The organism is Gilliamella sp. X-46, assembly GCF_057063525.1.
This window is the reverse complement of sequence record NZ_JBXSQH010000021.1, coordinates 1-26,848: the sequence shown is the minus strand read 5'-3', so window position 1 is coordinate 26,848 and position 26,848 is coordinate 1. Positions and strand designations below refer to the sequence as shown.

Genomic DNA, 26,848 nt, shown 5'->3' with positions numbered 1-26,848 from the left:
TCGTCTTATTCTATTGTTTTATTTAAATATAATCCATAAAATAAAACCCTATAATAAAATTGTCGACAATTAACAGGAAATAAAATGAAAACAGTCACTATTAAACAACTTGAGATCGGTGTAGGCGCACCAAAGATTATTGTACCGATTGTTGGTAAAACTCAAGCAGAATTAATTGAGGAAGTTAAGTTTTTGCAATCAATTGATTTTGATGTTTTAGAGTGGCGAGTCGATCATTTTACCCAAGTTGATGACATTCATGCGGTTAAACAAGTCGCTAAAATAATTGTAGATTTATTACCAAATAAACCACTTTTATTCACCTTTAGAACGGTAAACGAAGGCGGAGTGAAACCTTGGGCATTATCCTCTTATATTCAATTGAATAAAGAAATGGCCTGTAGTGGGCTTGTCGATCTGATTGATGTTGAAGTATTTATTGGCGATGATTATGTAAAAGATATTATTGATATTGCACACAAAAATCAGGTCTTTGTTATAGCTTCAAACCATGATTTTGAAAAAACACCCCCTAAAAATGATATCGTTAATCGATTACGAAAAATGCAAGATTTAGGGGCTGATATTCCTAAAATTGCCGTTATGCCCAAAACTACGGATGATGTATTAACCCTACTGGCTGCCACCACCGAAATGAACGAAAAATATGCTATAAAACCGATTATTACTATGTCAATGGCGGGGCTAGGCGCTATTAGTCGTATTGCGGGTTCGACATTTGGTTCAGCAATGACCTTTGGTGCTGCAAAAAATGCATCGGCACCCGGACAATTGGATGTTAATCAATTACGATATATTTTAGAAGTATTACACCAAAACAATAAGTTAACTCAATAACGGTAGATTATTTCAGAAAACTGTTAGTTATCTTAATAAATCAATAGATAGTAATATATAATCACCATTAGCAATAAAAGCCAATTCGGTTCGTGGCGTTGATAGCAATAAACCGTTATAATTTGACTTTAGGTTGTTTTAATCATATTGTCTAAAGATTACGCAAATTTACTAACGATTGGGTAATAACAAGTATATACTCAATTCATCGCTTTTTAAGTATATGAATAACGCAAAAGTATGAGGTTTATTTTTTTATGTTTTCTTGGTGGACTAAAGTCTATTTTTTTCTTATCCAACTTTTGATCAAAATTTTTGTTAAAAGTAAACCGATTCCTACTGACCCAATAGCAGAATTAAACCTTGATACTGATAGGCCAATTTTATATGTCCTACCTTACAATTCTCAAATCGATTTAATGGTAATTCGCTCTCTGTGTTTGCAATATAATTTACCGGATCCATTAATTGGTATCAATATCAACGGAAAAACCGTTCCTGCTTATATCTATATTGATAAAGGCCCCGGTATTTTTGCATCTAACCAACAAAGAAAAAAATCTATTAGTATTTTAAGAGATTATATTTCTGCACATCAACAAAATCATGATCTTGATATTCAAATGTTACCCGTTTCGGTCATGTTTGGACGTCGGCCAGATAAAGAAGGTAAAAAAAAGCTATCGCTACAAGTACTTGGTGCAACTAGTAAATTTCTAAAAATAATCACATCAGGAAGAGACTGTTATACACGTTTTTCTCATACTGTTTCGTTTAAAGATATTCATGTTGATAAACAAGATCTTTCAGTGTTAGCACATAAACTGGCCCGCGTTGCACGTATTCATTTTGCAAAACAACGCATGGCTTCAATTGGTCCTAAACTGCCTGTTCGCCAAGCAATGTTGAATAATCTCCTCAAAAAACAAGCACTTTCAGAAGCAATACGAGAAGAAGCCAAAAGTAAAAATATCAGTCTTGATAAAGCAAAAAAAAATGCATTAGCTAATTTAAACGAAATTGCCGCTAATTTTTCTTATCATATGCTTAGAGTGACTGATTTTGTCCTTACTTGGGCGTGGAATAGGCTTTATCAAGGGCTCAAAGTGACCAATGCCGATCCCGTTCGCGAATTAGCACAAAATGGACAAGAGATTGTCTATGTACCTTGTCATCGTAGTCATATGGATTACTTATTATTATCCTATGTACTTTATCGACAAGGGTTAGTACCTCCTCATATTGCTGCTGGTATTAATTTAAACTTTTGGCCTGCCGGCCCTATTTTTAGACGATTAGGTGCGTTTTTTATTCGTCGTTCATTCCGTGGTAATAAACTCTATACGTCCGTTTTTCGAGAATATTTAGCAGAGTTATTTATTCGTGGTTATGCTGTTGAGTATTTTATTGAAGGTGGGCGCTCACGTACAGGTCGGTTACTTGATCCTAAAACGGGTATGTTAATGATGACAATTCAAACATTACTACGTGGTGATGCAAGACCGATTGCCATTGTTCCTGTTTATATTGGTTATGAACATGTATTAGAGGTCGCAACGTATGCCAACGAATTGCGTGGAGCTAAAAAAGAAAAAGAGAGTTTATGGCGTACTATCAAAGCATTTTTAAAACTAAAAAAATTAGGATTTGGTTATGTTAACTTTGGTCAACCTATTCCATTAAATCAATTTCTAAACCAACACGTTCCAGAATGGCGAGATGCTATCGAACCAACAGGAACCCAACGCCCACAATGGTTGACCCCAACAACTAACTTACTTGCTAAGAAAATTATGGAACACATCAATTCATCAGCGGCAATTAACTCGATGAACTTATGTTGCTCAATATTATTGGCTGCAGACCAACGTGCACTCACCAAAGTTAGACTTGTTGAACATATTGATTATCTTTTAAAATTACTTAAAAAAGTCCCTTATTCAAATTTAATTACTATTCCAGATCAGACACCCGAAGAATTATTTGAACACGCTAAAGATATGGGGAAATTCATTATTACCACCGACAAAGTTGGCGAAATGGTCGGTCTTACTACCGAACAAGCAGTATTAATGACGTATTACCGCAATAATATTCAGCATTTGCTGATTATCCCTGCTATCATAGCTAGAATTGTGCTTAAACATAACCACATATCATCTGACGAAATCTTAGAACAAGTAAAGCGACTTTTCCCTTTAATCAAATCAGAGTTATTCCTTTATCATAATGATGAACAACTTACTGAATATGTACAACAAATCATTGCAACTTATACCGAGTTGAATTTAATTAATGATTCGACAGATAAGTTGGTAGTAAATTATTTAAAAATTTCAGGATTACAATTAATTGCTTCATCATCTAGAGATACACTGCAACGTTATGCTATTGCGTTTTCTTTATTACAAAAAGATCCAACAATTAGCAGGGCAACGCTAGAAAAAGAAGGCCGATTAATTGCCGAGCGATTATCTGTATTACACGGTATTAATTCCCCTGAGTTCTTTGATAAGGGCGTATTTTCAACTCTTGTTGCATCGCTACGTGAACAAGGTTATCTAGATGATGAAGGTGACGAAAACATACCAAAAATTGAAAAAATGAACGAAATCCTTAAACCACTTATTACCACAAGGGTAATGCAAACCATTGACGAAATTAACCCTTTAACAAAGCAATCCAATAGCTAAGTTCACTAATGCAGTTTGCCCATTTATCAAAATGGGCAAATTTAGGCCAATAATAAACCAATCAATAGAGAATAGATTGATATAAATAACAACTATTTTGTATAAAATTTGACACATATCAAATTTTCTGGATTCCTGTTTGTTTTTTCCTTTATTTCCATTTCATTAAAGATTATCATTACAATTAGTAAGGACGTCAATCGCTTCCAATATAATATAATAAATTAAAATGTAATGTCAGCTTTCTAAGGAGTCCATATGCTGTTTAACCGTAGACAGTTCTTTAAGATCTGCGCTGGTGGTATGGCAGGCACAACAGTAGCCACACTCGGACTAGCGCCGAATGTCGCACTTGCACAAACTCGCCAATTTAAATTACTCAAATCAAAAGAAACCCGTAATAACTGTACTTACTGTTCAGTTGGTTGTGGAATGCTACTTTATAGCCGAGGAGATGGGGCTAAAAATGCCGAATCTTCCATTTTTCATATTGAAGGGGATCCAGATCACCCTGTTAGTCGTGGTTCACTGTGTCCTAAAGGAGCTGGTGTTCTTGATTATATAAAAAGTGAAAATCGTGTTAAATATCCAGAATACCGTGCTCCGGGTTCAGATAAATGGCAAAGAATAAGTTGGGATGATGCCATTGATCGCATTGCTCGTTTAATGAAAGCTGATCGAGACAAAAATTTTGTTGAAAAAAACGACAAAGGCAACACTGTTAATCGCTGGACTACAACTGGATGGCTGGTCACATCAGCTGCCAGTAATGAAACAGGTTGGTTAGCGTTTAAAGTTGCCCGCGCGTTAGGAATGTTAAGCCTTGAAACTCAGGCGCGCGTTTGTCATGGTCCTTCCGTATCAAGTTTAGCTGCCACTTTTGGACGTGGTGCAATGACCAATAATTGGAACGATATCAAAAACGCCAATGTTGTCATTGTTATGGGAGGTAATGCTGCAGAAGCTCACCCAGTTGGTTTTAAATGGGCAATCGAAGCCAAAATTAATAATGGTGCTGAGCTCATAGCCATCGATCCCCGTTTTCACCGAACAGCTTCTGTTGCTGATCACTATGTGCCAATTCGTTCAGGAACTGACATTGCATTTTTACTCGGTATTATTAATTATCTAATTACTCATAACGAAGTTAACTTTGAGTATTTAGTCACGCATAGTAATGCAAGCCTTATTGTGCGCGATGATTTCAATTTTGATGCCGATAGTGGGTTGTTTAGCGGTTATGACGCGACTAATCGCCAATATGATCAAACAAGCTGGGCATATCAAAAAGATGAAAATGGTTATGCGCTTAGAGATAAAACGCTCAGCCATCCTCGTTGTGTTTGGAATCTATTAAAACAACATGTTAGTCGCTATACTCCAGAAATGGTAAATAAAGTGACCGGTAGCCCAATTGATGGGTTTTTACATGTTTGTCGCTCTCTGGCTAGTACAAAGACCAATGATAGGGCTGCTACTTTTCTATACGCATTAGGTTGGACTCAGCATAGTTATGGTTCACAAATTATCCGTACTGCTGCAATGATCCAGCTTATCTTAGGTAATATTGGTGTAATGGGCGGTGGTGTTAATGCTCTTCGTGGCCATTCAAATATTCAAGGTTTAACCGATGTCGGTTTATTATCAAATCGCTTACCTGCCTATCTTGATTTGCCCAAAGAGTCTCAAGTTTCACTCGCTCAATATTTGGAAGAAAAAACACCAAAGCCGCTTGGTTCGAGCGAGGTGAATTTTTGGGGAAATTATCCAAAATTCTTTGTCAGCTTTATGAAGTCAATGTATGGCGATAAATCGACTAAAGATAACGATTGGGGTTTTGACTGGTTACCAAAATGGGATAAAACCTATGACGTTTTAAGATTCAGTAAAATGATGCGTGACGGTCAAGCTAATGGATTTATTTGTCAGGGCTTTAACCCACTTGCTGCATTACCTGATAAAAATAGTGTCCGTGAAGGTTTATCTAACTTAAAATTCCTAGTTAGCATTGATCCTATGCCTACAGAAACCGCTGAGTTTTGGAAAAATCATGGTGAATCAAATGATGTGGATTCTAGCAAAATTCAAACTGAAGTCTTTAGATTACCATCTAACTGTTTTGCCGAGGAAAACGGAACAATAGTTAACTCCTCTCGTTGGCTACAGTGGCATTGGGCAGCAGCAAGACCTCCTGACGAATCTTTATATGATCCCGAAATTATTGCACGTATCTTTTTGAGAATTAAAGAATTATACGCTGAAGAAGGTGGTGCTTATCACGAACCAATTGATAATTTAGTTTGGGATTATGAAGATCCAGAAGGACCAGCAGCTGAAGAATTAGCCAAAGATTATAATGGCCGTGCACTTGCTGATATAACCGATGCCAATGGCAATGTTATTCTTAAAAAAGGCCAGCTATTAAGTGGTTTTTCTCAATTAAAAGCAGACGGTACAACCTCATCAGGTATTTGGATATTCTGCGGTTCTTGGACTGAGCAAGGAAATCAAATGGCTCGACGCGATCCAAGCGATCCGTCAGGAAAAGGCGTTCATGCTGGTTGGGCTTGGGCATGGCCAATGAATAGACGAGTGCTTTATAACCGTGCCTCAGCAGATGAAAATGGCAAACCATGGGATCCAAAACGCGTTTTAGTCAAATGGAATGGCTCAAGTTGGGTGGGTAACGATGTTCCTGATTTTACAGCAACATTACCACCAAGTGCTGGTGCGGGTGCATTTATTATGAATAATGATGGTTTAGGGGGATTATTTTGTTTAAATCGGTTAGTCGATGGGCCATTCCCTGAACATTATGAACCGTTTGAAACACCAATTACCAATAACCCTTTTCATCCAAATCAAATCAGTAGCCCAGTAGCTCGTGTATTTAAAGAAGACTTGGCGCGATTAGGCAATGCCAGCGAATTTCCTTATGTTGGCACCACTTACAGCATTACCGAGCATTTCCATTTTTGGACACAACATGCAAAATTAGCGTCGATCACTCAACCAGAACAATTTATTGAACTGAGTGAAAATTTAGCCAATAAAAAAGGTATCAAATTAGGCGACACAGTCAAAGTGACATCATACCGAGGCTATATCAAAGCTAAAGCTGTCGTGACAAAACGTCTTCCGACATTAACTGTTGATGGTAAAGAAATCGAAACTATTGGAATTCCTATTGTTTGGGGATTCACAGGTCAGACAAAGAAAGGATTTTTAGTGAACGAATTAACGCCTCATTTAGGTGATGCAAATTCACAAACACCAGAATACAAATCATTCTTAGTTAATATCGAAAAAGTGACCAGCGCGGCATAAGGGGGGAATGAATTATGTCATTACAAACACAAGATATTATTCGCCGCTCTGCAACAAACGCATTAACGCCAGCGCCACGAGCACGCGATTATCAACAAGAAGTAGCAAAATTAATAGATGTAACAACATGTATCGGCTGTAAAGCTTGCCAAGTAGCTTGTAGCGAATGGAACGATCTCCGAGCCGAAATCGGTAATAACGTTGGTGTGTATGATAACCCTGCTGATTTAGAGCCAAAAGCATGGACAGTAATGCGCTATTCCGAAGTTGAAGTTAACGGTAAATTTGAATGGCTTATCCGTAAAGATGGCTGCATGCATTGTGCTGATCCTGGCTGCTTAAAAGCTTGTCCGTCAGAAGGTGCGATCATTCAATATGCTAATGGTATTGTTGATTTTCAATCTGAGCATTGTATTGGTTGCGGTTATTGTGTTGCGGGTTGCCCGTTCAATATTCCTCGAATTAGTAAAGAAGATAATCATTCGTACAAATGTACTTTATGCGTGGATCGTGTGGCAGTTGGGCAAGAACCTGCTTGCGTTAAAACCTGTCCAACTGGTGCGATTCACTTTGGTACTAAACAAGATATGATTCGTCATGCTGAAAATCGAATTGTAGATTTGAAAAAACGTGGTTTTGAACATGCCGGACTTTATGACCCACAAGGTGTCGGTGGTACGCATGTTATGTATGTGTTGCATCATGCTGATCAACCAGAGCTTTACCACGGTTTGCCAAAAGATCCACAAATTAGCGAAATAGTTAAATTTTGGAAAGGAATTTGGAAACCACTTTCTGCTGCTACATTTATTGCAACTTTTGGAGGCTTACTGTTCCACTATATGGGAGTTGGTGCAGTTGCTGTCGAGGAGGAGGATATTGAAGACGAGAAAGAAGCAGATAAACAAGCTCGAAAACGGTTAGGTTTACCCATTTTTGAACGTAAAAATAGTACCAATTCATCAAAACAGGAGAATCATCATGAATAAGAAAAACATGATATTAAGAACACCATTGATTGTTCGCTTCTGTCATTGGTGTATGGTGTGTCTATTTATTCTTACTGCGCTATCGGGCTTATCCCTATTTTTTCCATCTATTAAACTGTTTGGATTATTCCTTGGCACGCCACAATTAGTAAGAGTATTACATCCATTTTTGGGGTGTATCGTTTTTGTATTACTTATGTTTATGTTTCTAAAATTAGCTCGTCATAATATTCCTGATAAAAATGATTTAATATGGATAAAAAACTTCAGATCCGTCATTGTAGGAAAAGAGAGAGGGATCCCAATTGGTAAATATAACGCCGGCCAAAAGTTTTTATTTTGGTGCATTATGAGTTTAATTTTTGTCTTATTGATCTCAGGACTTATCATGTGGCGCCGTTATTTTTCAGATAATTTTTCTGTTACCATTGTCCGTATAGCAATATTTTTCCACTCACTTGCCGCTATTGGTTTAATTCTACTTGCTATTGGTCATGCTTATATGGCAATTTGGGTTAAAGGCTCAATTAAAGGGATGATAACAGGTTACGTATCACGTGCTTGGGCACGAAAAAATCATTCCGCTTGGTATGAAGAAGAAATGGAAAAAAGTTATCAAGCAGAATTAAATGCTAAAACTGAATCCGAGCAAAACAAAGCTACCGCTAAACATGACGTCGAGAATGATATTGAACATAAACCTATTTAGCCATTTTTACCGCTGAGCATACCATCAGCGGTACTCCGCTTAATGACATAAAGCCAATAATCAGCTAAATCACAATCAATGAGAATGTACAATGAGTATAAAAATAATCCCACAAAAACAACTTGAACAACAAGCATCAAACTCAGTGATTAGGCAGATCCCGTTACTTTTTTTTCCATCACCCCAAAATATTTATGCTCATCGAGCAAAGCGTTTAAAAACATTGGCGACCAATAACCCGTTTAATGATTATTTAAATTTTTGCGCACAAATCGTCGAACAACAAGCTAATTTGGCCAAACAGCCTTCGGCTGAAGGCGATTTATCTCACCTTCTAAATGATAAATATCCACCATTAAGTTTAAACAACCTCCCTTTGTCCAACGTTTGGCAAGAATATCTTAATAACTTATTAAGTTCGATAACTGCAACAACCGAACAAATAGCATTAGTTATTGAGCAACTTAAACAAAATACTACCCAACAATTACAAGATAAAGCGCTACATTTACTCAATGGTAAATTTGATTGTGTAGATGGTAACGAAGCTTTATTTATTTGGTCAAGCTTGTCGGTTTATTACAGCCAGCTAGCAAGCCAAATCAAAGGTAAAGCAATAGCAGAAAGTACAGATAAAAACTGTTTATGCCCCGTATGTAACAGCATGCCCGTTGCCAGTATCATCCAATTAGGTAGTAACAATGGCTTACGCTATTTGCATTGTAGTTTGTGCGAAAGTGAGTGGTATGTACCTCGAATCAAATGCACGACTTGTGATAATATGAAAGACATCCAATACTTTTCGCTCGACATAGAACTATCCGCCATCAAAACAGAATGTTGTGATGCTTGCCATAGTTATTTAAAAATCCTCGATCAAGATAAAGATCCACACATTGAGCTCATTGCTGATGATATTGCCTCGTTGATATTAGACATCAAAACAGAAGAAGAAGGCTTTGCCAAAAGTGGAATAAACCCTTTTATATTTGCCCAATAAAAAGCATATATAAAACTATGATTAAGAAATAATTTACGATGGTCGTATAACGATTTTGTTAATAATAACCATTAATTCATAAAATACAGCTTAACTTTTCTGATGAATAAGGATACAATAAAACTATTGTACTAGTTTATGAGTGTATTTTATGAAACGCTTTATTTTATTAATAATAGTATTACTTACGCCTTTTTATAGTTTTGCAGATACAATGAAAAATGTTGCCATTACGGCGATCGTTGAACACCCATCATTAAATCAAATCCGTGATGGTGTCAAAGATGAACTAGTAAACAGCGGCTATAAGTTAAATGAAAATTTGACTGTACAATATAAAAGTGCGCAAGGAAGTAGCGCAACTGCAGCTCAAATTGCAAGGCAATTTACTACAACAAAGCCCGATGTTATTGTTGCAATTGCAACACCAAGCGCACAAGCAACCGCCTCTGCAACTAAGCACATTCCTATCGTCTTTGCTGGTATTACCGATCCAATAGCGGCTAAATTAACTAAAGATTGGCAACCAACAGGTACCAACATTACTGGGGTGTCTGATTACCAAGAAATAGGTCCACAAATTGATTTCATGAAAAAAATCGTACCTAATGTTAAATCGGTCGGTTATATTTATAGCCCGAGTGAAATTAATTCAACGGTTGTACTAAGACACCTTCAAACTTTATTAACAGAACAAGGGATCGCCCTTTTTGCTGTACCCGCTCAAAGAACAGCAGATATTTCAACAGCGGCAGCTTCTTTAAAAGGTAAAGTTGATTTGATCTATACCACAACGGATAATAATGTTGTTTCAGCCTACGAATCTTTAGTCAAATTTGCCAATGAAAATAAAATTCCCCTTTTAGCCTCATTTCCTGATGCCATTGAAAGGGGTGCAGTTGCGGCATACGGCATGAGTTATTATGATGTGGGTCGTCAATCAGGTAAACTTGTTGTACGTATTTTAAAAGGTGAAAATCCAGGGAGCATAGCCCCAGAACTAGGAAAAGACCTACGCCTTGTCATCAATACCGATGCAGCTAAAAAACAAGGCATCACATTAACGCCAGAAGTCATTAAATCGGCAGATAAACTCATTGGAAATCATTGAATAAAATAAATTAACAGCCTTGTTTAATTAAGTGGACAAGGCTCTTAATATGCAAACAACCGTTCCTAATCAACAAACACAACTGATAGCCAACTTTAATTCAAAAATAAAATAATCCGTTACAACATCTTTTGTTTAATAATAACAGTCATTCATAATTGTAACGAAATATTTACACGCAATATTTTTACTCTAGAAAATTATCTAATTTTGCTTTATAGTAACTCAATATTTAACTTATATGTAAAAAAAATATTACAGGAGCATTTTATGATGCGTAATTCTATTATTAAATTTTGCATACTAATGAGTTTATCATTAGTAACATTTTGTTCTTTTGCTGAGTCTAAGACGGAACAAAAATTTGTAGCCATTACGGCCATCGTTGAACACCCAGCATTAGACAATGTACGCAAAGGGGTTGAAGATGAGTTAAAAGATAACGGTTATATTGATGGCAAAAATTTAAAATTACAGTTTGCTAGCGCGCAAGGAACTAGTGCAAATGCGGCGCAAATTGCCAAACAATTTGCGGCCAGTAAGCCTGATGTTATCGTCGGCATTGCAACCCCAAGTACACAAGCTTTAGTTGCCACAACAAAACGTATTCCTATCGTTTTTACAGCGGTAACCGATCCTGTTGCAGCAAAATTAACCCCGAGTTGGGAAGCATCAAAAACAAATGTAACAGGTGTTTCTGATGCCTTGTCTCTTGATTCTCAAATCGATATGATGCTAAAAATTAAACCTGATACTAAAAATATCGGTTATATTTACAGCCCAAGTGAAGTAAATTCCACAATTGTGCTTAAAGAGTTACAAACCGCACTTGAAAAACGCAACATAAAAATTACAGCAGTACCCGCACCACGAACATCAGATATCTCAACCGCTGCTCGAAGTTTAAAAGGTAAAGTTGATTTAATCTATACCACAACAGATAATAACGTGGTTTCAGCTTATGAAGCTTTAGCAAAAGTGGCGAACGAAAGTAAAATCCCTCTTATTGCATCGGATCCTGATTCAGCAGAACGTGGGGCCATTGCTGCTTTAGGTATGAGTTATTATGATCTTGGTCGACAAGCTGGTAAAATTGTTATCCGCATACTTAATGGCGAAAACCCGGGAGATATTCCTCCACAAGTGGGCAATATCACTCAACTCACAATTAACAAAAAAGCAGCTGAACGCCAAGGTGTTACCTTATCTGAAGATGTATTAAAATCAGCCGCAAAAATTGTTGAAAAATAATTTTTAGTTTTTACTCTTTTATCATTAAACCGCCAATATTGGCGGTTAACTTTAATGGATTTTTTTAATGTCTTTTGAATTTTTATTAGGCTCAACCGAAATTGGCCTTATTTATGCACTAGTTAGCTTAGGTGTATTTATATCATTTCGTTTACTGGATTTTCCTGATCTTACTGCTGATGGGAGTTTCCCTCTAGGTGGAGCGGTATGTGGAGTATTTATCTATATCGGCGCTGATCCTTGGATGGCGACATTCCTTGGCATGCTTGCAGGTTGCCTTGCTGGCGCCATGACAGGTTTTTTATATGTAAAACTAAATATATTACAACTACTTGCTAGTATTATTGTGATGATGGGACTTTACTCAATAAACCTAAGAATTTTAGGTGTTGGGCACTATGTCATGAACGAAGCGAATAGAATTGTAGGTACACCAAACCTATCATTACTGGGTTCTGATACAATTTTCTCATCACTTCCTTTTGATGAATCTATTGCACAATATTTGATAATATTAGGGTTTGTAATTGTATTTTGGATATTACTAAATCTATTTTTAAATACCCAAAAAGGACTTGCCTTAAGGGCGACTGGAACTAACCAACGAATGGCAAAATCCCAAGGGATCCCAACCGATGGCATTATCATTTTGGGAATGGCGATCTCAAATGGTTTAATTGCGCTTGGTGGCTCGTTATTTGTACAAACGCAAGGAAGTGCCGATATTACTATCGGTGTTGGCACTATCGTTATTGGTCTTGCATCAATTATACTTGGTGAAAGCATCTTCCCAACAAAACGTATTTGGTCGATTATGTTTGCGATCATTTTGGGCTCTATTTTGTACCGTTTATTTATTGCTTTTGCATTAAGTAACGAATCCCTAAAAAGTATCGGTGTTGGAACAGAAGATCTCAATATTATCACCGCATTATTAATGGTATTAGCGCTTGTTTTACCAAAACAACTAAAAAAACTCTCGAAAAAAAGAGGAAAGTAACATGATTAAAGCAGAACAATTACAATTAACCTTTAATCAAGGTACTCCGATTGAAAATCATGTATTGCGAGGGTTAAACCTGAACATCAGTGAAGGAGAGTTTGTCACTATCATAGGCAGCAACGGTGCAGGTAAGAGCTCGTTACTCAATGCAATTAGTGGTGATTTACTGACTGATTCTGGTCGTATTACGATCAATGATAAAGATGTCACTCGCTGGCCAGCATGGAAACGAGCCGGCATGGTTGCGCGAGTATTCCAAGACCCGATGGTTGGAACTTGTGAAAATCTAACGATAGAAGAAAACCTAGCAATTGCTTATAACCGAGGTCATAAATTCACATTATTCCCAGCACTTAACCATAAAGCACGATCAATATTTAAAGAGAAGCTAGCAACATTAAACCTAGGCCTTGAAAATCGATTAACGGACATGATGGGGCTGCTTTCTGGTGGACAAAGGCAAGCTGTTAGCTTATTAATGTCAACGTTACAACCATCTAAAATACTACTTCTAGATGAACACACAGCCGCGCTGGATCCTAAAACCGCACAATTTGTTTTAGATTTAACCGATCAAATCGTTTCACAAAACAAATTAACAACGATGATGGTTACCCACTCAATGAAACAAGCCTTAGAATATGGTACCCGAACGGTCATGCTTCACCAAGGCCAAGTGGTACTTGATGTATCGGGTGAAGAGCGATCTAAATTAACCGTCACCGATCTCTTAGCCATGTTTGAACAAACACGTGGTGAAAAAGTCACTGATGATGCTTTACTTTTAGGTTAATGATCATAAAAAAGCAATATTTCTGATAGAAATATTGCTTTTGAACTCTTGTAATCGTTCCATTACAGCTTAATCTTTTGTTGCTTGCAGCGGAATATTTCCTAAGCCTAATTTATTGAGCTTATCAATATAAAATTGCTTCATATCACTCCAACGATAATAAGGATAATCCGCTGATTTTATAGGTAGATGCACTTCACGTTCGTTCAATAATACTTTCACTAATATAGGCTGATTTGCTTGTTTACTTTTATAAAAAATCCATTGAATATTGGCACCCATAGGAATAATTTTATCAGCTTGCCAAACAGAATAATAATCAAAAATGGAATTAGCAGTAGTAGCTGTACCTTCAATTTCAAGTAAAGTAGCTAAAGGTGAAACGGTTTCAGCATGAGCAAAACGTAAATTAGCATCAATATTATCATTTGCTATAGCAATATCAGCAGTATTTAGCATATTCCACAACAAGGGTGCTGCAATTTTTATTTGGATACCATTTGCATCAAAAGCAGGGCCGATTTCCAGATAATTTTTAGCCGAAACAACTGTATTCAACCATGCATTTTCATCACTCGAGAAATACGGATTAAAGTCAAGTCTATTATCCTTTAATACTTGAGACGAAAATGCCTGTAACTCTTGATATAATTGATAAATAGAAATCACAAAATCCCGTGTTTTTACTGATGATTTATCGACGACCTCAATACCACTATCTAACTTTTCGATAAAATCATGAGTAAAGATTTTTTTTACTATTCCTTCGCTTATTTGCTCTGTTTTAGAAGCCATTTCTACCGATTTCACCGCATTTTTAACTGCTTTACTGTGTTTATATTCATCATAAGCAGGAGAATAATCAAAAAAACGCAATAAAATTTGCTGATCTTCGGGTTGCTGAGTGACTTGGATATCTGGATATTTAGATTTGAAAGATTCAACAAAAATTTCTGCGGTTTCTTTTGCTCTTGGTGAGCGAGATGAAACAACATCAATTCTCTTTCCTTTAAAAACAGTTGGATTATTCTTTTGCATACGCTGGCTAATCAAGGCAATATCTTTACGACCAAGATCAGTAAGCTCACCATAATGACCTTTATTTAGTTCAGCAATGCGAATTATTTGCTTAAATAAATCCTTTCCAAGGTCTGTCAATTGATCTTGCTTTTCAGCCATTAACAAAATTTGATAAGCAATATCTTCATATTTTGGTTTACTAATATAACGAGAACCATGTCGCCCAACATAATCAATGTAAAAAGCCATATACCCTATTGGTGCTGGTGTAATCTTTTGCCTAGCATCATATTGATAAGCAGTTTTAGAACCAACAATCATTGTTGGTTGAGCAAGACTTATAGAAGAAAACGCACATAAAAAAACAGTAAACAATTTTCGAAAACGAACCATAATCATACGTTTTCTCCCACTCAAATAAACAACACTAATATGCCATTAAAAACAAAGAATAAGCTAATAAATACAGTAAAAAGAGACAAAACACTAATATCTACGTTGTAGATTAACATAAAAAGATAGCTTCAATTAAACTCTATCTATAAATAAATTTCACAAAAAAGATGATTATTTTCATAACACTCTTTTATTTTTCGTAAAAAAGATTATCTTATTAGATACTCAACACAACTTCCCTTTAATTAATTAAACACATGAAATTATATGGCATTTCTGGTACCAAAATTAGCTGTGCACTAATATCAGCATGTATAAACACGCCTTACAGCATCCCCCGTTTTACTAAAGACTTAATAGCTGGCATAACCGTTGGTATTATTGCTATCCCACTTGCAATGGCATTGGCAATCGCTAGTGGTGTACCACCACAGCATGGCCTATACACAGCCATTATCGCGGGTTTGGTGATTGCATTAACAGGGGGATCTCGTTTTAGTGTTTCGGGCCCGACGGCTGCATTTGTGGTTATCTTATACCCTGTGTCACTACAATATGGATTATCTGGACTACTCATTGCAACATTACTATCTGGTATGTTTCTTGTATTAATGGGGCTGATTCGATTAGGTCGATTAATAGAATATATCCCACTCCCTGTTGTTTTAGGCTTCACATCAGGCATTGCCATCACTATTGCCACCATGCAAATTAAAGATTTTTTTGGCTTAACGCTCGAGCATATGCCTGAAAGCTATATTAGCAAAGTCATTGAATTAACAAAAACTCTACCAACTATCAATATCGCTGACACCATTGTGGGTTTTGTCACACTGATGGTATTAATTGCATGGCCAAAGCTTAAAGTAAAAATACCGGGGCACCTACCTGCACTCATTGCTGGTGTGATTATCATGTTTATTTTTAATCAATTTGGCTACCAAATTGAAACAATTGGCTCACGATTTACCTACACAATGGCTGATAATACCATAGGCCATGGTATCCCATCAGTACTACCAGAGTTTTCTTTACCATGGCTTCATACTGAATTTAACTGGGATTGGTCAATGCTCACAGCCCTATTACCCATTTCGCTAACCATGGCAATGTTATGTGCAATTGAATCGTTATTGTGCGCAGTAGTATTAGACGAAATGACACACACCAAACACCACTCAAATAGTGAACTTATTGGCCAAGGTTTAGGTAATATCATTGCCCCATTTTTTGGTGGCATATCAGCAACAGCTGCCATCGCAAGGTCGGCTGCAAATGTCAAAGCCGGTGCGACATCCCCTATTGCGGCTGTTTTGCATTCATTGGTTGTGTTACTTGCACTTGTTTGTTTTGCGCCAGTGTTATCGTTCATTCCTCTATCGGCGATGGCCGCTTTATTACTTATCGTGGCATGGAACATGAGTGCAGTTCAACGCGTCATTTACATCATTAAATGCGCCCCCAAAGATGATATTTTAATTATGCTTATTTGCATGTCGCTAACAGTACTATTTGATATGGTGATTGCAATTACAGTTGGAATAGTGCTTGCATCAATTTTATTTATGCGCCGTATAGCTCGAATGACCCGCTTAGTTGAACTAAACCAAAGCAATGATAAAACCCTTGCATTGCGGATTAACGGCCCACTCTTTTTTGCAGCCGCTGAACGTACTTTTTCAGAAATATATCAAAAAATCAATGGTTATAAACACATCGTATTACAGTGGGATGCTGTGCCGATTCTTGATGCGGGTGGGCTCAATGCTTTAATACACTTTATTGATGAACTCCCAGAACATGTCGATTTATCGATTTGCGAGCTACAATTTCAACCATTAAAAACTCTTGCTCGCGCCAAAGTAGTACCAACATCTAACAAAATCATGTTCTATTCAACATTAGAAGAAGCACTGAAAGATAAAGATTAATTTTAAATTTAGTCTTATCATATTTACTAATTTATTGCACAGTCAAATTTTCAACAAAAATAACGACTGTGTAATAAATTAAAACTTCAAGACCTTTCTTTTTATTTTCTAATCACTATTAGCAAGCGCATAGGTTTTAAAATTTTTTAATTTAAAACCCAAAATTAACTTATAAAAACAGGGAAATAACATGATATCTAACGAAAACAATCTACAAAGCCTTAAACAAAAATCAAGTTGGTTTATTTTAATCGGTGTTATTTTAATTGTATTGGGGTGCTTAGCATTAGGTTATCAGTTTATCGCTACCGTCTTTTCTGTCTATTTTATTGGCTCATTAATATTAATTGCAGGGATTGCTCAAGCGTTACATTCATTTAATATTAAAAGTTTTGGCCAATCGGCTTTATGGGCAGTAATGGGGATTTTATACATTGTGATAGGCTTGATGTCGTTTTTCCAACCAATTGCGGTTTCATCAGCTTTAACGCTAGTCATTTCATTCTTATTACTGATGAGTGGTTTTACTCAGTTATTTGCAGCGCTAAATAATCGTAATTTACCTCGCTGGGGATGGATTTTAACCTCTGCCATTATTACACTTATTTTAGGCTTTATGATTATCATGGGATGGCCATATGACAGCCTTTGGGTATTAGGCATGTTTTTAGGTATCGACCTTATCTTCCAAGGTTGGGCTTATGTTGCTATTGGATTTGCAATTAAAGCGGTAAATGAAAAATAAATCATACCATTGCTCACAATCAAGTAGCGATACTTTTAGCAGTCTGGCACACGGTTACTACTTATTGTGAGCAATCATTCATGAACATAATAACTTAATTGCAACAAACAATACGCCAAAAGCCACTACTTGTAGCTTTTATTGGTTTTTGCTTTAACCTCTTGCATTGACTGCAAAATTCGATGATAGTTATCTAACCTTGATTGAGCAATTTCCCCCTCTTGCACGGCTTTTTGTAATAAACATCCTGGTGTGTCAAGATGATTACAATCACGAAAGTGGCAACCGCCTAAATAACTGTCAAATTCTTTAAAACCGCTAATAACTTGCTCTGGTTCTAAATGCCATAAACCAAATTCACGGATACCTGGTGAATCAATAATATCGCCACCATTTGGTAAATGGTAAAGCCGAGAAGATGTGGTTGTATGTTGACCAAGACCTGATATTTCTGAAATACCGCCAGTCATTGCTGATTGTGATTGATGAGGTAACAGTAAATTAATAATACTTGATTTACCCACGCCTGACTGCCCAACTAAAATAGAAATCTTACCTTGCAAAATATCTTGTAATACCGCAATACCTTGTTGGTGCTGGCATGAAACATACAACACTTGATAACCAATTTTGGTATAAATCGCCAATTGTTTTTCAACATCAGCGCGTTGCTGATCATTGAGTAAATCAATTTTGTTTAAAACAATAATGGGTTGTATATCAGTACTTTCACAAGCCACTAAATAGCGATCGATAATATTTAGTGATAGTTCAGGCAAGACAGCCGAAATAATCACGATTTGATCAACATTTGCGGCAACGGGTTTAACACCATCATAAAAATCAGGCCGAACAAGTTCAGAATGCCGAGGATGAACCGCCTCAATGATACCATTGGTGTTCGGCTCTAAACTTTCGCGCCACAAAACTTTATCGCCAGTGACTAACGACGGTAACGTGCGCCGAATACTACAACGATAAATAAGGCCGGCATCATCTTCGACATCAGCCGATTTACCAAAACGACTGATCACCACACCATCACGAGGGGATGAAAAATTTGATAGACTTTCATCTTGTTTTATAGCTAATCGTTGCTGGTGTTTTGCCGCTACGCGCCTTTTTTGATTTTGGGAGAGTTGATTTTTTGCCATAGCACTCATTTTTTACTAAAACAGATTGTCAGTTATGCTACACTACTCAGTATCAAAAAGAAAATGTCTATCGCAAATTATGAGCAAACAACCACAAATTAACAGTAGCAATCTTATTTGGATCGATCTTGAAATGACAGGACTTAATCCAACCACTGATCGCATTATTGAAATTGCAACCATTGTTACCGATTCTAATTTAAATATCCTTGCTGAAGGACCAGTCATTGCCGTTCATCAATCTGATGAGCAATTAGCATTAATGGATGAATGGAATCAAAATACCCACGGCAAATCAGGACTTATTGAGCGTGTTCGTACAAGTACTATTAGCGAACAACAAGCCGAACAACAAACCATCGAATTTTTAAAACAATGGGTACCTGAAAACTGCTCACCAATTTGTGGGAATACTATTGGGCAAGATCGTCGTTTTTTATTTAACTATATGCCTAATTTAGAACGTTATTTCCATTATCGTTATTTAGATGTCAGCACAATTAAAGAATTAGCAAAACGCTGGAAGCCTGAAATATTAAAAGGAATTAGCAAACAGAGCTCGCACCAAGCGCTTGATGATATTCGTGATTCGATTGCCGAACTGGTTTATTATCGCGAGCACTTTTTTGATCTAACCCAATAATTAGCATGCAAATTTTATATACTGTTTTATTATATTTGATTCAACCCTTGGTTTGGCTAAGGCTACTTTGGCGTAGCTGTAAAGCGCCCGCTTATCGTAAGCGTTGGCTTGAACGCTATGGTTTTTGCCAAAATAAAGTTGAATCTAACGGCATTTTACTGCATGCCGTATCAGTGGGGGAAACGATTGCCGCTATGCCACTAATCAAAGCATTGCAACAACAATATCCTAATTTACCTATCACTGTGACCACAATGACGCCAACAGGCTCAGAGCGAGTGAAATCGTTACTCGGTGATAGTGTTCATCATGTCTATTTACCTTATGATTTGCCTTGCGCAATAAATCGTTTTTTAAAAACAGTTCAGCCCAAATTAGTGATTATTATGGAAACTGAGCTTTGGCCTAATTTTATTGGTCAGTGTTACAAACGAAATATTCCACTGATTCTTGCCAACGCTAGATTATCAGAACGATCAGCTAACCGATATCGCAAACTAGGACGCGCGATTAGCCATTTACTATCAAAAATCAGCACCATTGCCGCACAAAATAAGCAAGACGGAGAGCGTTTTGTGTCACTGGGTTTGCCGAGTGATCATTTAGCCATAACCGGCAGTATTAAATTTGATATTGATTTAACGGCTCAACAGCAGCAAAAAATCACAACACTAAAACAACAGTGGCAATTAAACCGCCCTGTTTTTATTGCCGCAAGCACACATAGTGGCGAAGATGAAATCATCTTGTCTGCCTTTGAACGATTATTACAAACATACCCCGATTTGTTATTAATCGTTGTTCCCCGCCACCCTGAACGCTTTAAAACCGTCGAAAAATTAATTAATGACCGCGGGTTAAATTATATCAACCGCAGTAGCAACCAAGTTCCGACTAAACAAACACAAGTCATTTTGGGCGATACCATGGGAGAGTTAATAGAACTTTATGGCATTGCCGATATTGCCTTTGTTGGTGGTAGTTTAGTGAAGCATGGTGGGCATAACCCATTAGAGCCAGCACTTCACCACATCCCAATCATTAGTGGCGAGCACTTTTTCAATTTTAAAGTTATTTGTGAACAGCTCATTTCAGCTAACGGGATGATCATTTGTGCTAGCTCAGCAGACGCTCTTTATTCAGCGGTTAATACGCTTTTGGCAAATAAAAGTCATAGTCAGCAAATTGGCGAACAGGCATATCAAGTATTAAAACAAAATCAAGGGGCACTAGAGCGGCTGCTTAACATTATCAACCATTATCTTTACTCTAAATAAGGATTGCTTGTGGAAAAAAAACAAGGTCTATTATTGGTTAATTTAGGCACGCCAAGTGCGGCAACGCCAGATGCAATAAAGCAGTATTTAACCGAGTTTTTGCTCGATCGGCATGTGGTTGATTTACCTAAGCTGTTTTGGTCTCCCATTTTAAAGTATATTGTGATACCTAAACGAGTACCTTATATTATTCACCACTACCAAAAAATTTGGATAAATGGCGCATCACCTTTATTACATTATAGCCAATTATTATGTGATAAGTTACAACGCCATTTACCGAATATCCAATGTGAATTAGCCATGACTTATGGTGAACCGGATATGCAATCGGCGTTGAATAACCTTCGATCATGCTCAAAAATTACCGTATTGCCACTCTTTCCACAGTATTCCACAACCACAACTCTGGCAGTACTTGATAAACTTAAACAAATTATCGCCTCTGATCAAATCATCGATAACATCTGCTATATTCGTGATTATGCTGATCATCCAAGCTATATCAATGCACTTTATTTACAAATTAAGCAGGCTTTTGAAGATCAAGGAGAGCCTGAAGTGCTCGTGCTTTCTTACCATGGTATCCCAGAGCGTTATATTCACAAACGACAAGAGGATTATATTGAACGTTGTGAAATGACCACGCAGTTATTAATCGAAAAATGTCGAGCAAATGGGTTAAATCGACCAATCCAAATGGCGTATCAATCCAAATTTGGTAAAGGGAAATGGGTTACACCAAGTACCAGTGAGACACTACAAACACTAGCGCAAAGTGGCGTTAAAAACGTGCATGTCATCTGCCCGGGTTTCTCGGTAGACTGTATTGAAACCCTTTATGAAATTGATGAAGAAAATCGAGAACTGTTTTTTAATGCAGGTGGAAAAACGTTTTATTATATTCCCGCATTAAATGAGAGCGACTTACAGATGAGTTTAATCATAGAGCTAATTAACCATACTCAACCGCTTACATTTAAAAACTTATACTCAAACACATAGTCTCCTAAAATTTTTTACATAAGCCATGCGACTTAAAAAGATTATGCAAGATTGGTAATTGTTCATGTTCAAATGATTCAAATTTTAAATTAACAAATATTCATGCTAAATAGCTGTCTATCTCCCCTATAATTTATGGCGTATGATAGGATATTATGAATAATTGAATATCTGAGCACTGAGGAGCAAATTAAGTGAAAATCATCATCATTGGCGCTCAAGCCGCAGGCGCAAGTGCTGCGGCAAAAGCCAAAAGAATGAACCCAGAGGCAACCATCCGTATTTATGAAAAATCGAATATTGTTTCGTTTGGCGCTTGTGGTTTACCCTATTTCATTGGTAACCACTTTACTGATGCCAATGAAATGATATCTCGAACACCAGAACAATTTCAAAAAGATGGTATTGAAATTAAAACATTACATGAAGTCATGGCGATTAATGTTAATCAAAAAAAATTAACCATTAAAGATCACAATACTGGGCATTGCTTTGATGACAACTACGATAAATTATTACTAGCGGTTGGCGCAAGTCCTATTATGCCGGCTTTTAAAAATGGTCAGCTAAAAAACATTTTCACATTACGCGATCTGCACGATGGATTAGCAATCAAACACCTATTATCAGACCAAAACACCCAAAATGTTATTGTTGTCGGTGCTGGCTATATTGGGCTTGAAATCACTGAATCGCTGGTCGCCTTACAAAAAAAGGTTAAATTGATTCAATTGGATGACAGAATCCTTGTCGATACGTTTGATGAACAAATTACCGACCTAATTGAAGAAAATATTAAACAACATTGCGACCTACACTTGCAAGAGCGAGTACTTGGCTTTGAAGGCTTACACAGTGTCACGCATGTCATTACCGATAAAGGGCGATATCCTGCTGATATGGTTATTATTGCAACAGGAGTAAAACCAAATAGTGATATCTATAAAGATCTTGGCATCAACACACTTAAAAATGGCGCCATAATCACTAACAGCTTAGGGCAAACCAATATTACCGATATTTATGCCGCTGGCGATTGCGCTGCACTTTACCATAAAGTTAGCCATTCAATGGTATATATCCCACTCGCCACAGGAGCAAACAAGCTTGGCAAAATTGTAGGCGAAAATTTAGGTGGCGGACATTGTGAATATTCCGGCACGATTGGTACTTCAGCGTTAAAAGTTTTTGATATCGAAGCCGGGCGCACGGGTTTAACTGAAAACGAAGCCCAAAAAGCTGCAATCCCCTATAAAACTGTCATGGTTAAAGATAAAAATCACAGTAATTATGTTGCTGGACAAACAAGCGTAACAGCCAAACTTATTTATCATGCCGATACGCGCGTGATTTTAGGTGGACAAATAGCCGGTGGACAGGGCGCGGTATTAAGAGTGAACACATTAGCAACCGCTATATGGGCGAATGTGAAAATTGATGAATTAGCCATGATGGATTTTCTGTATGCGCCCCCTTTTTCCAGACCTTGGGATATTTTAAATATTGCCGGCTCTATAGCCAAATAAGCAGCATTAATGTATTTATAGTTATACATCAAATCATGTTATTAAACATAGATTGTTAACCAGATAATTGAATTATCAAAAGAGAGACTAATTATGTCAGATGCCATTTTTCAGGGGACTTTTTTTGAAAAGTTCCTATCAATTACTCATTATCAAACTCTCATTGGTATTGGGCTACTTCTCATCTGTTTTTTTGCGGTGATGAAACCGTTACAAGATAAAAAAGTCAATTTTTCAGTTCGTATGTTAGTTGGCTTAATCCTTGGTGCTGTACTTGGCTTAGGCATTCAAGCTGTAGCCGGCTTTCCTGATACATCAACCCTCTGGATGCAAGAAACCGCAACATGGTATGGGTTATTTGGTCGAGCATTCATTGCCTTTATCCGAATGTTAGTGATACCACTTATTTTTGTATCGATTGTTAAAGTGATTATCGACTTTTCGGGCAAAAAAAATCTACCTCAAATTGCATTTAGAGGGATTTTTTGGTTACTGTTTACAACAGCCATTGCCTGTATCATCGGTATTTTGCTAGCGAATCTATTTTCTTTAGGTGAAATAAGCTCAAGCTCTGTACATCAAGCCCAAGCAAAACAATACACCAATATTATTGATACCTTTATAAATCTAATCCCAAGTAATATTATTGCCTCAATGGTAAATGAAAACATTGTTGGATTAGTCATCTTCTCGGCTTTAATGGGGCTTGCCGCCAATAGAATGGAAAAGAAGAATCCACAACCTATTGCACTCTTTAAAACATTTATCGAAGCGCTTTACAAAATCGTGATGTCCATTGCGATGACAGTGATTAAATACATGCCTTACGCAGTCATTGCGTTACTGGCTCGCACTATTATTTCGAATGGAATACCGGCTATTATTCAGGTTTCTAGCTTTGTTGCTGCTATCTATATTGCCACATTGATTATGCTAATTGTGCATATCGCCATTATCTCGATTCATGGTGTTTCACCAATCATGTTTATCAAAAAAGCACTAGGAACATGGTTATTAGCCTTTACGAGTCGCTCATCAGTTGGCTCTTTACCAATGACTATCTCAACGTTAACCGTTCGAATGGGAGTAAATACCGGCACGGCAAATTTAGTCGGCTCACTTGGCAGCACGATGGGAATGAACGGTTGTGCTGGTTTTTTCCCTGCTTTACTTGCCGTGATGGTAGCGCATATGGTTGGCATTGAAACGAATATCCAATTTTATATTATGCTTGTCATTGTGGTAGTTATTGGCTCAATCGGCATCGCCGGCATTCCCGGCACAGCAACCGTTGCTGCAACCGTTGTTTTATCTGGTATGGGGATGGCTGAATACTTCCCATTAATTGGGATGGTTTTAGCTGTTGATCCAATTATTGATATGGCAAGAACTTTAGCCAATGTATCTGGCGCTATGACAGCGGCAGTGGCGACTGATCGTGAAATTGGCCTTATGGATATGGCTGTGTATAACGATCCTAATATTACTCTTGAAAATGAGCCGTCAGAAGTTTGATGGTGATGAGGGGGGTTCTAACTTGATGTAGGTGTTGATTTGAAAAACTTTAATAAAATCAATACCTTTTCTGGCCGATTTTTAGCGGAAAATCACGCCTTTTTAGGTTGGTGGATAGAATGAATTAGGTGCGGTGGTTTCGGACGTTTTGACCTATAGTGAACAAAATAGTTATCGTGACCACGTCCGAGCTAAGGGAATTAGAGCGAATTCCCTTAGCAATCCCGCGCTTGGCTGCAGAATGTGGCCTACGGCTACCCTCCGCCGTCGCTCGGTCTTGACGCACCGGCTATGATTCGCTCCAGGCGAAGCATAGCCTCGCCAAACATCCCTGTTTGGCGTGCTAACCTCGCTCTGTTGTCGGCACATTCTGACGCCGGAATAAGACAAATAACATAGCCATCGTTGTTGGAAAGATTGTTGTGTTTTTATAATTATATGATTTTATTTAATCTTAAATTATCGTTAAAAAAAGGGTTTGGAGCGGTTAATTTGCTGTTATTGGAGCACTATTCGTGGTTTTGTTGATTTGCTGTATGCTGGCCTTTGCTTAGGTTGTGTAAGTAATTGATTTATCTTAAAAACAGAAAAATAAAAACTTCAATAAAATCAATACCTTTCCTGACCACTTTTTGGATGTAATTTCATTGCCTTTTTACACAAAAACAACTCACAAAAAACACCTAAGGTTATGCTGTTTGTCTTATTCCGGCGTCAGAATGTGCCGACAACAGAGCGAGGTTAGCACGCCAAACAGGGATGTTTGGCGAGTTTGTGCTGCGTCTGGAACGCGTCACAAACGGTGCGTTAAGACCGAGTGGCGGCGGCGGACAAATTTGTCTGGAACAAATTTGAACATCTGAGCACAGCGAAGATGGCCTCGTAGAGGCGAATATCAGGATGATACGAGTAGTGCCGCAGGCCACATTCTGTAGCCAAAGCGTGGGATTGCAAAGGGAATTCGCTTTAATTCCCTTTGCTCGGACGTGGTCACTGTGACTATTTTGTTCACCTAAGGTCAAAACGTCCGAAACCTTGCCGTACTATAAATAGACTACAAACTTAAACCGCCACAGCGTAATCACTAGAATTGCCATCGACACTTTCAGCGTCGCCGGCGGCGGGGGTGGCGCGATTGTGGCTTCGCCGCAACAGCGCAACCCTAAGGGAAATGCCCCAACTTGCGCGGGGGCGTTATTCTTTGTTAGATTGTCCTCTCAGGCACCATAACCGCCCCCGCGGCCCAAGGATTAAGGACTAAGAAATAAAAGCTAAGGTGCGGCACAAAGGCCATAGCGGGAGTTGCTGGCACTGCCGCTGTAGACGCTGCCGTAGTTCGAGTAGACAGTGAACTGGTTGCTACCTGCTGCGTCACTCGTCCAGTAGCTGGAAGTGACGAAGCCCGCATCAGCGTAGTCGTACATGTAGCCCCACTCCGTGAAAAAACCTGCACCTATGTGACGCATGTAAACATTATTACTAGACGACGGCACGGCGCCTACTGCACCTTGACAATGTGAACCTGAATTAAAACCAGAACAAGTCGCATTAGTTAAATCCCTTACCCGTGGCATACGATAACCCAAACCACGACACCAAGATATTTGCTCAGACTGACTAGCGTATTTACCACCCCGATTGACGAACCACTGCCTCAACACAAATCCATAACGAACCTCATTACCTCGACCATCCCTACCGACCAACTCAAATCTCTGTGGCAAAGATAGCGACGGAGTAAGCCGACTAGGATTACTTGAGTTTATTTGAGCATCAGTTGCCCTAGGACCACTTAACGTTACACGTGTTACATAACTAGATTTATCAGGAATCCATCTATCGGCTTGGACAGTATTTCCCAAAGGGTCTGTGAATGTACCAGAACGCGGCCTTGTCCAACTA

Annotated in this window: 20 protein-coding genes; 17 read left to right on the top strand and 3 right to left on the bottom strand. The window is 37.8% G+C overall.

Annotation, left to right across the window (positions count from 1 at the left end; all coding sequences use genetic code 11):
* Positions 1-84 precede the first annotated feature (84 nt).
* The 10 genes from aroD to ACYIAJ_RS10335 all read left to right on the top strand — a co-directional run bounded on the left by aroD (position 85) and on the right by ACYIAJ_RS10335 (position 13,734).
* Positions 85-858: a type I 3-dehydroquinate dehydratase gene (aroD, locus tag ACYIAJ_RS10380; RefSeq protein ID WP_483564763.1), complete on the top strand. Its 774-nt coding sequence runs from the start codon at positions 85-87 to the stop codon at positions 856-858.
* A 257-nt stretch (positions 859-1,115) separates the two neighbouring features.
* Positions 1,116-3,551: a glycerol-3-phosphate 1-O-acyltransferase PlsB gene (plsB, locus tag ACYIAJ_RS10375; protein ID WP_483564762.1), complete on the top strand. Its 2,436-nt coding sequence runs from the start codon at positions 1,116-1,118 to the stop codon at positions 3,549-3,551.
* A gap of 258 nt (positions 3,552-3,809) precedes the next feature.
* Positions 3,810-6,878: a formate dehydrogenase-N subunit alpha gene (fdnG, locus tag ACYIAJ_RS10370; RefSeq protein WP_483564761.1), complete on the top strand. Its 3,069-nt coding sequence runs from the start codon at positions 3,810-3,812 to the stop codon at positions 6,876-6,878.
* 14 nt (positions 6,879-6,892) lie between these two features.
* The gene (gene fdxH, locus ACYIAJ_RS10365; RefSeq protein ID WP_483559931.1) at positions 6,893-7,867 is read left to right on the top strand and encodes a formate dehydrogenase subunit beta; all 975 of its coding nucleotides are present in this window, start codon (positions 6,893-6,895) and stop codon (positions 7,865-7,867) included.
* Positions 7,860-8,576 carry a formate dehydrogenase subunit gamma gene (locus ACYIAJ_RS10360; protein ID WP_483564760.1) on the top strand — a complete coding sequence of 239 codons (717 nt, stop codon included), beginning with the start codon at positions 7,860-7,862 and terminating at the stop codon, positions 8,574-8,576. The genes fdxH and ACYIAJ_RS10360 overlap by 8 nt, the downstream gene beginning before the upstream one ends.
* A gap of 91 nt (positions 8,577-8,667) precedes the next feature.
* Positions 8,668-9,576: a formate dehydrogenase accessory protein FdhE gene (gene fdhE / locus ACYIAJ_RS10355; RefSeq protein ID WP_483564759.1), complete on the top strand. Its 909-nt coding sequence runs from the start codon at positions 8,668-8,670 to the stop codon at positions 9,574-9,576.
* A gap of 151 nt (positions 9,577-9,727) precedes the next feature.
* Positions 9,728-10,687 carry an ABC transporter substrate-binding protein gene (locus ACYIAJ_RS10350; protein ID WP_483564758.1) on the top strand — a complete coding sequence of 320 codons (960 nt, stop codon included), beginning with the start codon at positions 9,728-9,730 and terminating at the stop codon, positions 10,685-10,687.
* Between the two features lie 270 nt (positions 10,688-10,957).
* Positions 10,958-11,938, top strand: a complete 981-nt coding sequence (locus ACYIAJ_RS10345) for an ABC transporter substrate-binding protein (RefSeq protein WP_483564757.1) — start codon at positions 10,958-10,960, stop codon at positions 11,936-11,938.
* Positions 11,939-12,005: 67 nt separating this feature from the next.
* Positions 12,006-12,938, top strand: a complete 933-nt coding sequence (locus tag ACYIAJ_RS10340; RefSeq protein WP_483564756.1) for an ABC transporter permease — start codon at positions 12,006-12,008, stop codon at positions 12,936-12,938.
* 1 nt (position 12,939) lies between these two features.
* Entirely contained in the window at positions 12,940-13,734 is a 795-nt protein-coding gene (locus ACYIAJ_RS10335) for an ABC transporter ATP-binding protein (RefSeq protein ID WP_483564755.1), read from the top strand.
* A gap of 69 nt (positions 13,735-13,803) precedes the next feature.
* On the opposite strand, the gene ACYIAJ_RS10330 is transcribed toward ACYIAJ_RS10335, so the two are convergent.
* Positions 13,804-15,153: a histidine-type phosphatase gene (locus tag ACYIAJ_RS10330; RefSeq protein WP_483564754.1), complete on the bottom strand. Its 1,350-nt coding sequence runs from the start codon at positions 15,151-15,153 to the stop codon at positions 13,804-13,806.
* 254 nt (positions 15,154-15,407) lie between these two features.
* On the opposite strand from ACYIAJ_RS10330, the gene dauA reads away from it, so the two are divergent.
* Together dauA and ACYIAJ_RS10320 are read left to right on the top strand one after the other, a co-directional pair.
* Positions 15,408-17,081: a C4-dicarboxylic acid transporter DauA gene (gene dauA / locus ACYIAJ_RS10325; RefSeq protein WP_483564753.1), complete on the top strand. Its 1,674-nt coding sequence runs from the start codon at positions 15,408-15,410 to the stop codon at positions 17,079-17,081.
* A 190-nt stretch (positions 17,082-17,271) separates the two neighbouring features.
* Positions 17,272-17,826 carry an HdeD family acid-resistance protein gene (locus tag ACYIAJ_RS10320; RefSeq protein WP_483564752.1) on the top strand — a complete coding sequence of 185 codons (555 nt, stop codon included), beginning with the start codon at positions 17,272-17,274 and terminating at the stop codon, positions 17,824-17,826.
* 125 nt (positions 17,827-17,951) lie between these two features.
* Here the strand turns inward: ACYIAJ_RS10320 and rsgA are convergent, their stop codons facing one another.
* Positions 17,952-18,980, bottom strand: a complete 1,029-nt coding sequence (gene rsgA, locus ACYIAJ_RS10315; protein WP_483564751.1) for a small ribosomal subunit biogenesis GTPase RsgA — start codon at positions 18,978-18,980, stop codon at positions 17,952-17,954.
* Between the two features lie 79 nt (positions 18,981-19,059).
* On the opposite strand from rsgA, the gene orn reads away from it, so the two are divergent.
* The 5 genes from orn to ACYIAJ_RS10290 all read left to right on the top strand — a co-directional run bounded on the left by orn (position 19,060) and on the right by ACYIAJ_RS10290 (position 24,946).
* Entirely contained in the window at positions 19,060-19,623 is a 564-nt protein-coding gene (gene orn, locus ACYIAJ_RS10310) for an oligoribonuclease (RefSeq protein ID WP_091350569.1), read from the top strand.
* A gap of 5 nt (positions 19,624-19,628) precedes the next feature.
* A complete protein-coding gene (gene waaA, locus ACYIAJ_RS10305) occupies positions 19,629-20,900 on the top strand; it encodes a lipid IV(A) 3-deoxy-D-manno-octulosonic acid transferase (protein ID WP_483564750.1) in 1,272 nt (423 codons plus the stop codon).
* A 9-nt stretch (positions 20,901-20,909) separates the two neighbouring features.
* A complete protein-coding gene (gene hemH, locus ACYIAJ_RS10300) occupies positions 20,910-21,905 on the top strand; it encodes a ferrochelatase (protein WP_483564749.1) in 996 nt (331 codons plus the stop codon).
* 194 nt (positions 21,906-22,099) lie between these two features.
* On the top strand, positions 22,100-23,431 hold the full coding sequence (locus ACYIAJ_RS10295) for a CoA-disulfide reductase (RefSeq protein WP_483564748.1): 1,332 nt from the start codon (positions 22,100-22,102) through the stop codon (positions 23,429-23,431).
* Positions 23,432-23,524: 93 nt separating this feature from the next.
* Positions 23,525-24,946 (top strand): cation:dicarboxylate symporter family transporter, encoded by a 1,422-nt coding sequence (locus ACYIAJ_RS10290; protein ID WP_483564747.1) that lies wholly within the window; start codon positions 23,525-23,527, stop codon positions 24,944-24,946.
* 1,271 nt (positions 24,947-26,217) lie between these two features.
* Here ACYIAJ_RS10290 and ACYIAJ_RS10285 read toward each other — a convergent pair.
* Positions 26,218-26,848: hypothetical protein (locus ACYIAJ_RS10285; protein ID WP_483564746.1), on the bottom strand; the 631-nt coding region annotated here is incomplete at its 5' end.

Bases quoted from the DNA above. Each gene is read 5' to 3' on its own strand.
- aroD (WP_483564763.1), top strand. From the start codon at position 85: ATGAAAACAGTCACTATTAAACAACTTGAGATCGGTGTAGGCGCACCA.
- plsB (WP_483564762.1), top strand. From the start codon at position 1,116: ATGTTTTCTTGGTGGACTAAAGTCTATTTTTTTCTTATCCAACTTTTG.
- fdnG (WP_483564761.1), top strand. From the start codon at position 3,810: ATGCTGTTTAACCGTAGACAGTTCTTTAAGATCTGCGCTGGTGGTATG.
- fdxH (WP_483559931.1), top strand. From the start codon at position 6,893: ATGTCATTACAAACACAAGATATTATTCGCCGCTCTGCAACAAACGCA.
- ACYIAJ_RS10360 (WP_483564760.1), top strand. From the start codon at position 7,860: ATGAATAAGAAAAACATGATATTAAGAACACCATTGATTGTTCGCTTC.
- fdhE (WP_483564759.1), top strand. From the start codon at position 8,668: ATGAGTATAAAAATAATCCCACAAAAACAACTTGAACAACAAGCATCA.
- ACYIAJ_RS10350 (WP_483564758.1), top strand. From the start codon at position 9,728: ATGAAACGCTTTATTTTATTAATAATAGTATTACTTACGCCTTTTTAT.
- ACYIAJ_RS10345 (WP_483564757.1), top strand. From the start codon at position 10,958: ATGATGCGTAATTCTATTATTAAATTTTGCATACTAATGAGTTTATCA.
- ACYIAJ_RS10340 (WP_483564756.1), top strand. From the start codon at position 12,006: ATGTCTTTTGAATTTTTATTAGGCTCAACCGAAATTGGCCTTATTTAT.
- ACYIAJ_RS10335 (WP_483564755.1), top strand. From the start codon at position 12,940: ATGATTAAAGCAGAACAATTACAATTAACCTTTAATCAAGGTACTCCG.
- ACYIAJ_RS10330 (WP_483564754.1), bottom strand. From the start codon at position 15,153: ATGATTATGGTTCGTTTTCGAAAATTGTTTACTGTTTTTTTATGTGCG.
- dauA (WP_483564753.1), top strand. From the start codon at position 15,408: ATGAAATTATATGGCATTTCTGGTACCAAAATTAGCTGTGCACTAATA.
- ACYIAJ_RS10320 (WP_483564752.1), top strand. From the start codon at position 17,272: ATGATATCTAACGAAAACAATCTACAAAGCCTTAAACAAAAATCAAGT.
- rsgA (WP_483564751.1), bottom strand. From the start codon at position 18,980: ATGGCAAAAAATCAACTCTCCCAAAATCAAAAAAGGCGCGTAGCGGCA.
- orn (WP_091350569.1), top strand. From the start codon at position 19,060: ATGAGCAAACAACCACAAATTAACAGTAGCAATCTTATTTGGATCGAT.
- waaA (WP_483564750.1), top strand. From the start codon at position 19,629: ATGCAAATTTTATATACTGTTTTATTATATTTGATTCAACCCTTGGTT.
- ACYIAJ_RS10290 (WP_483564747.1), top strand. From the start codon at position 23,525: ATGTCAGATGCCATTTTTCAGGGGACTTTTTTTGAAAAGTTCCTATCA.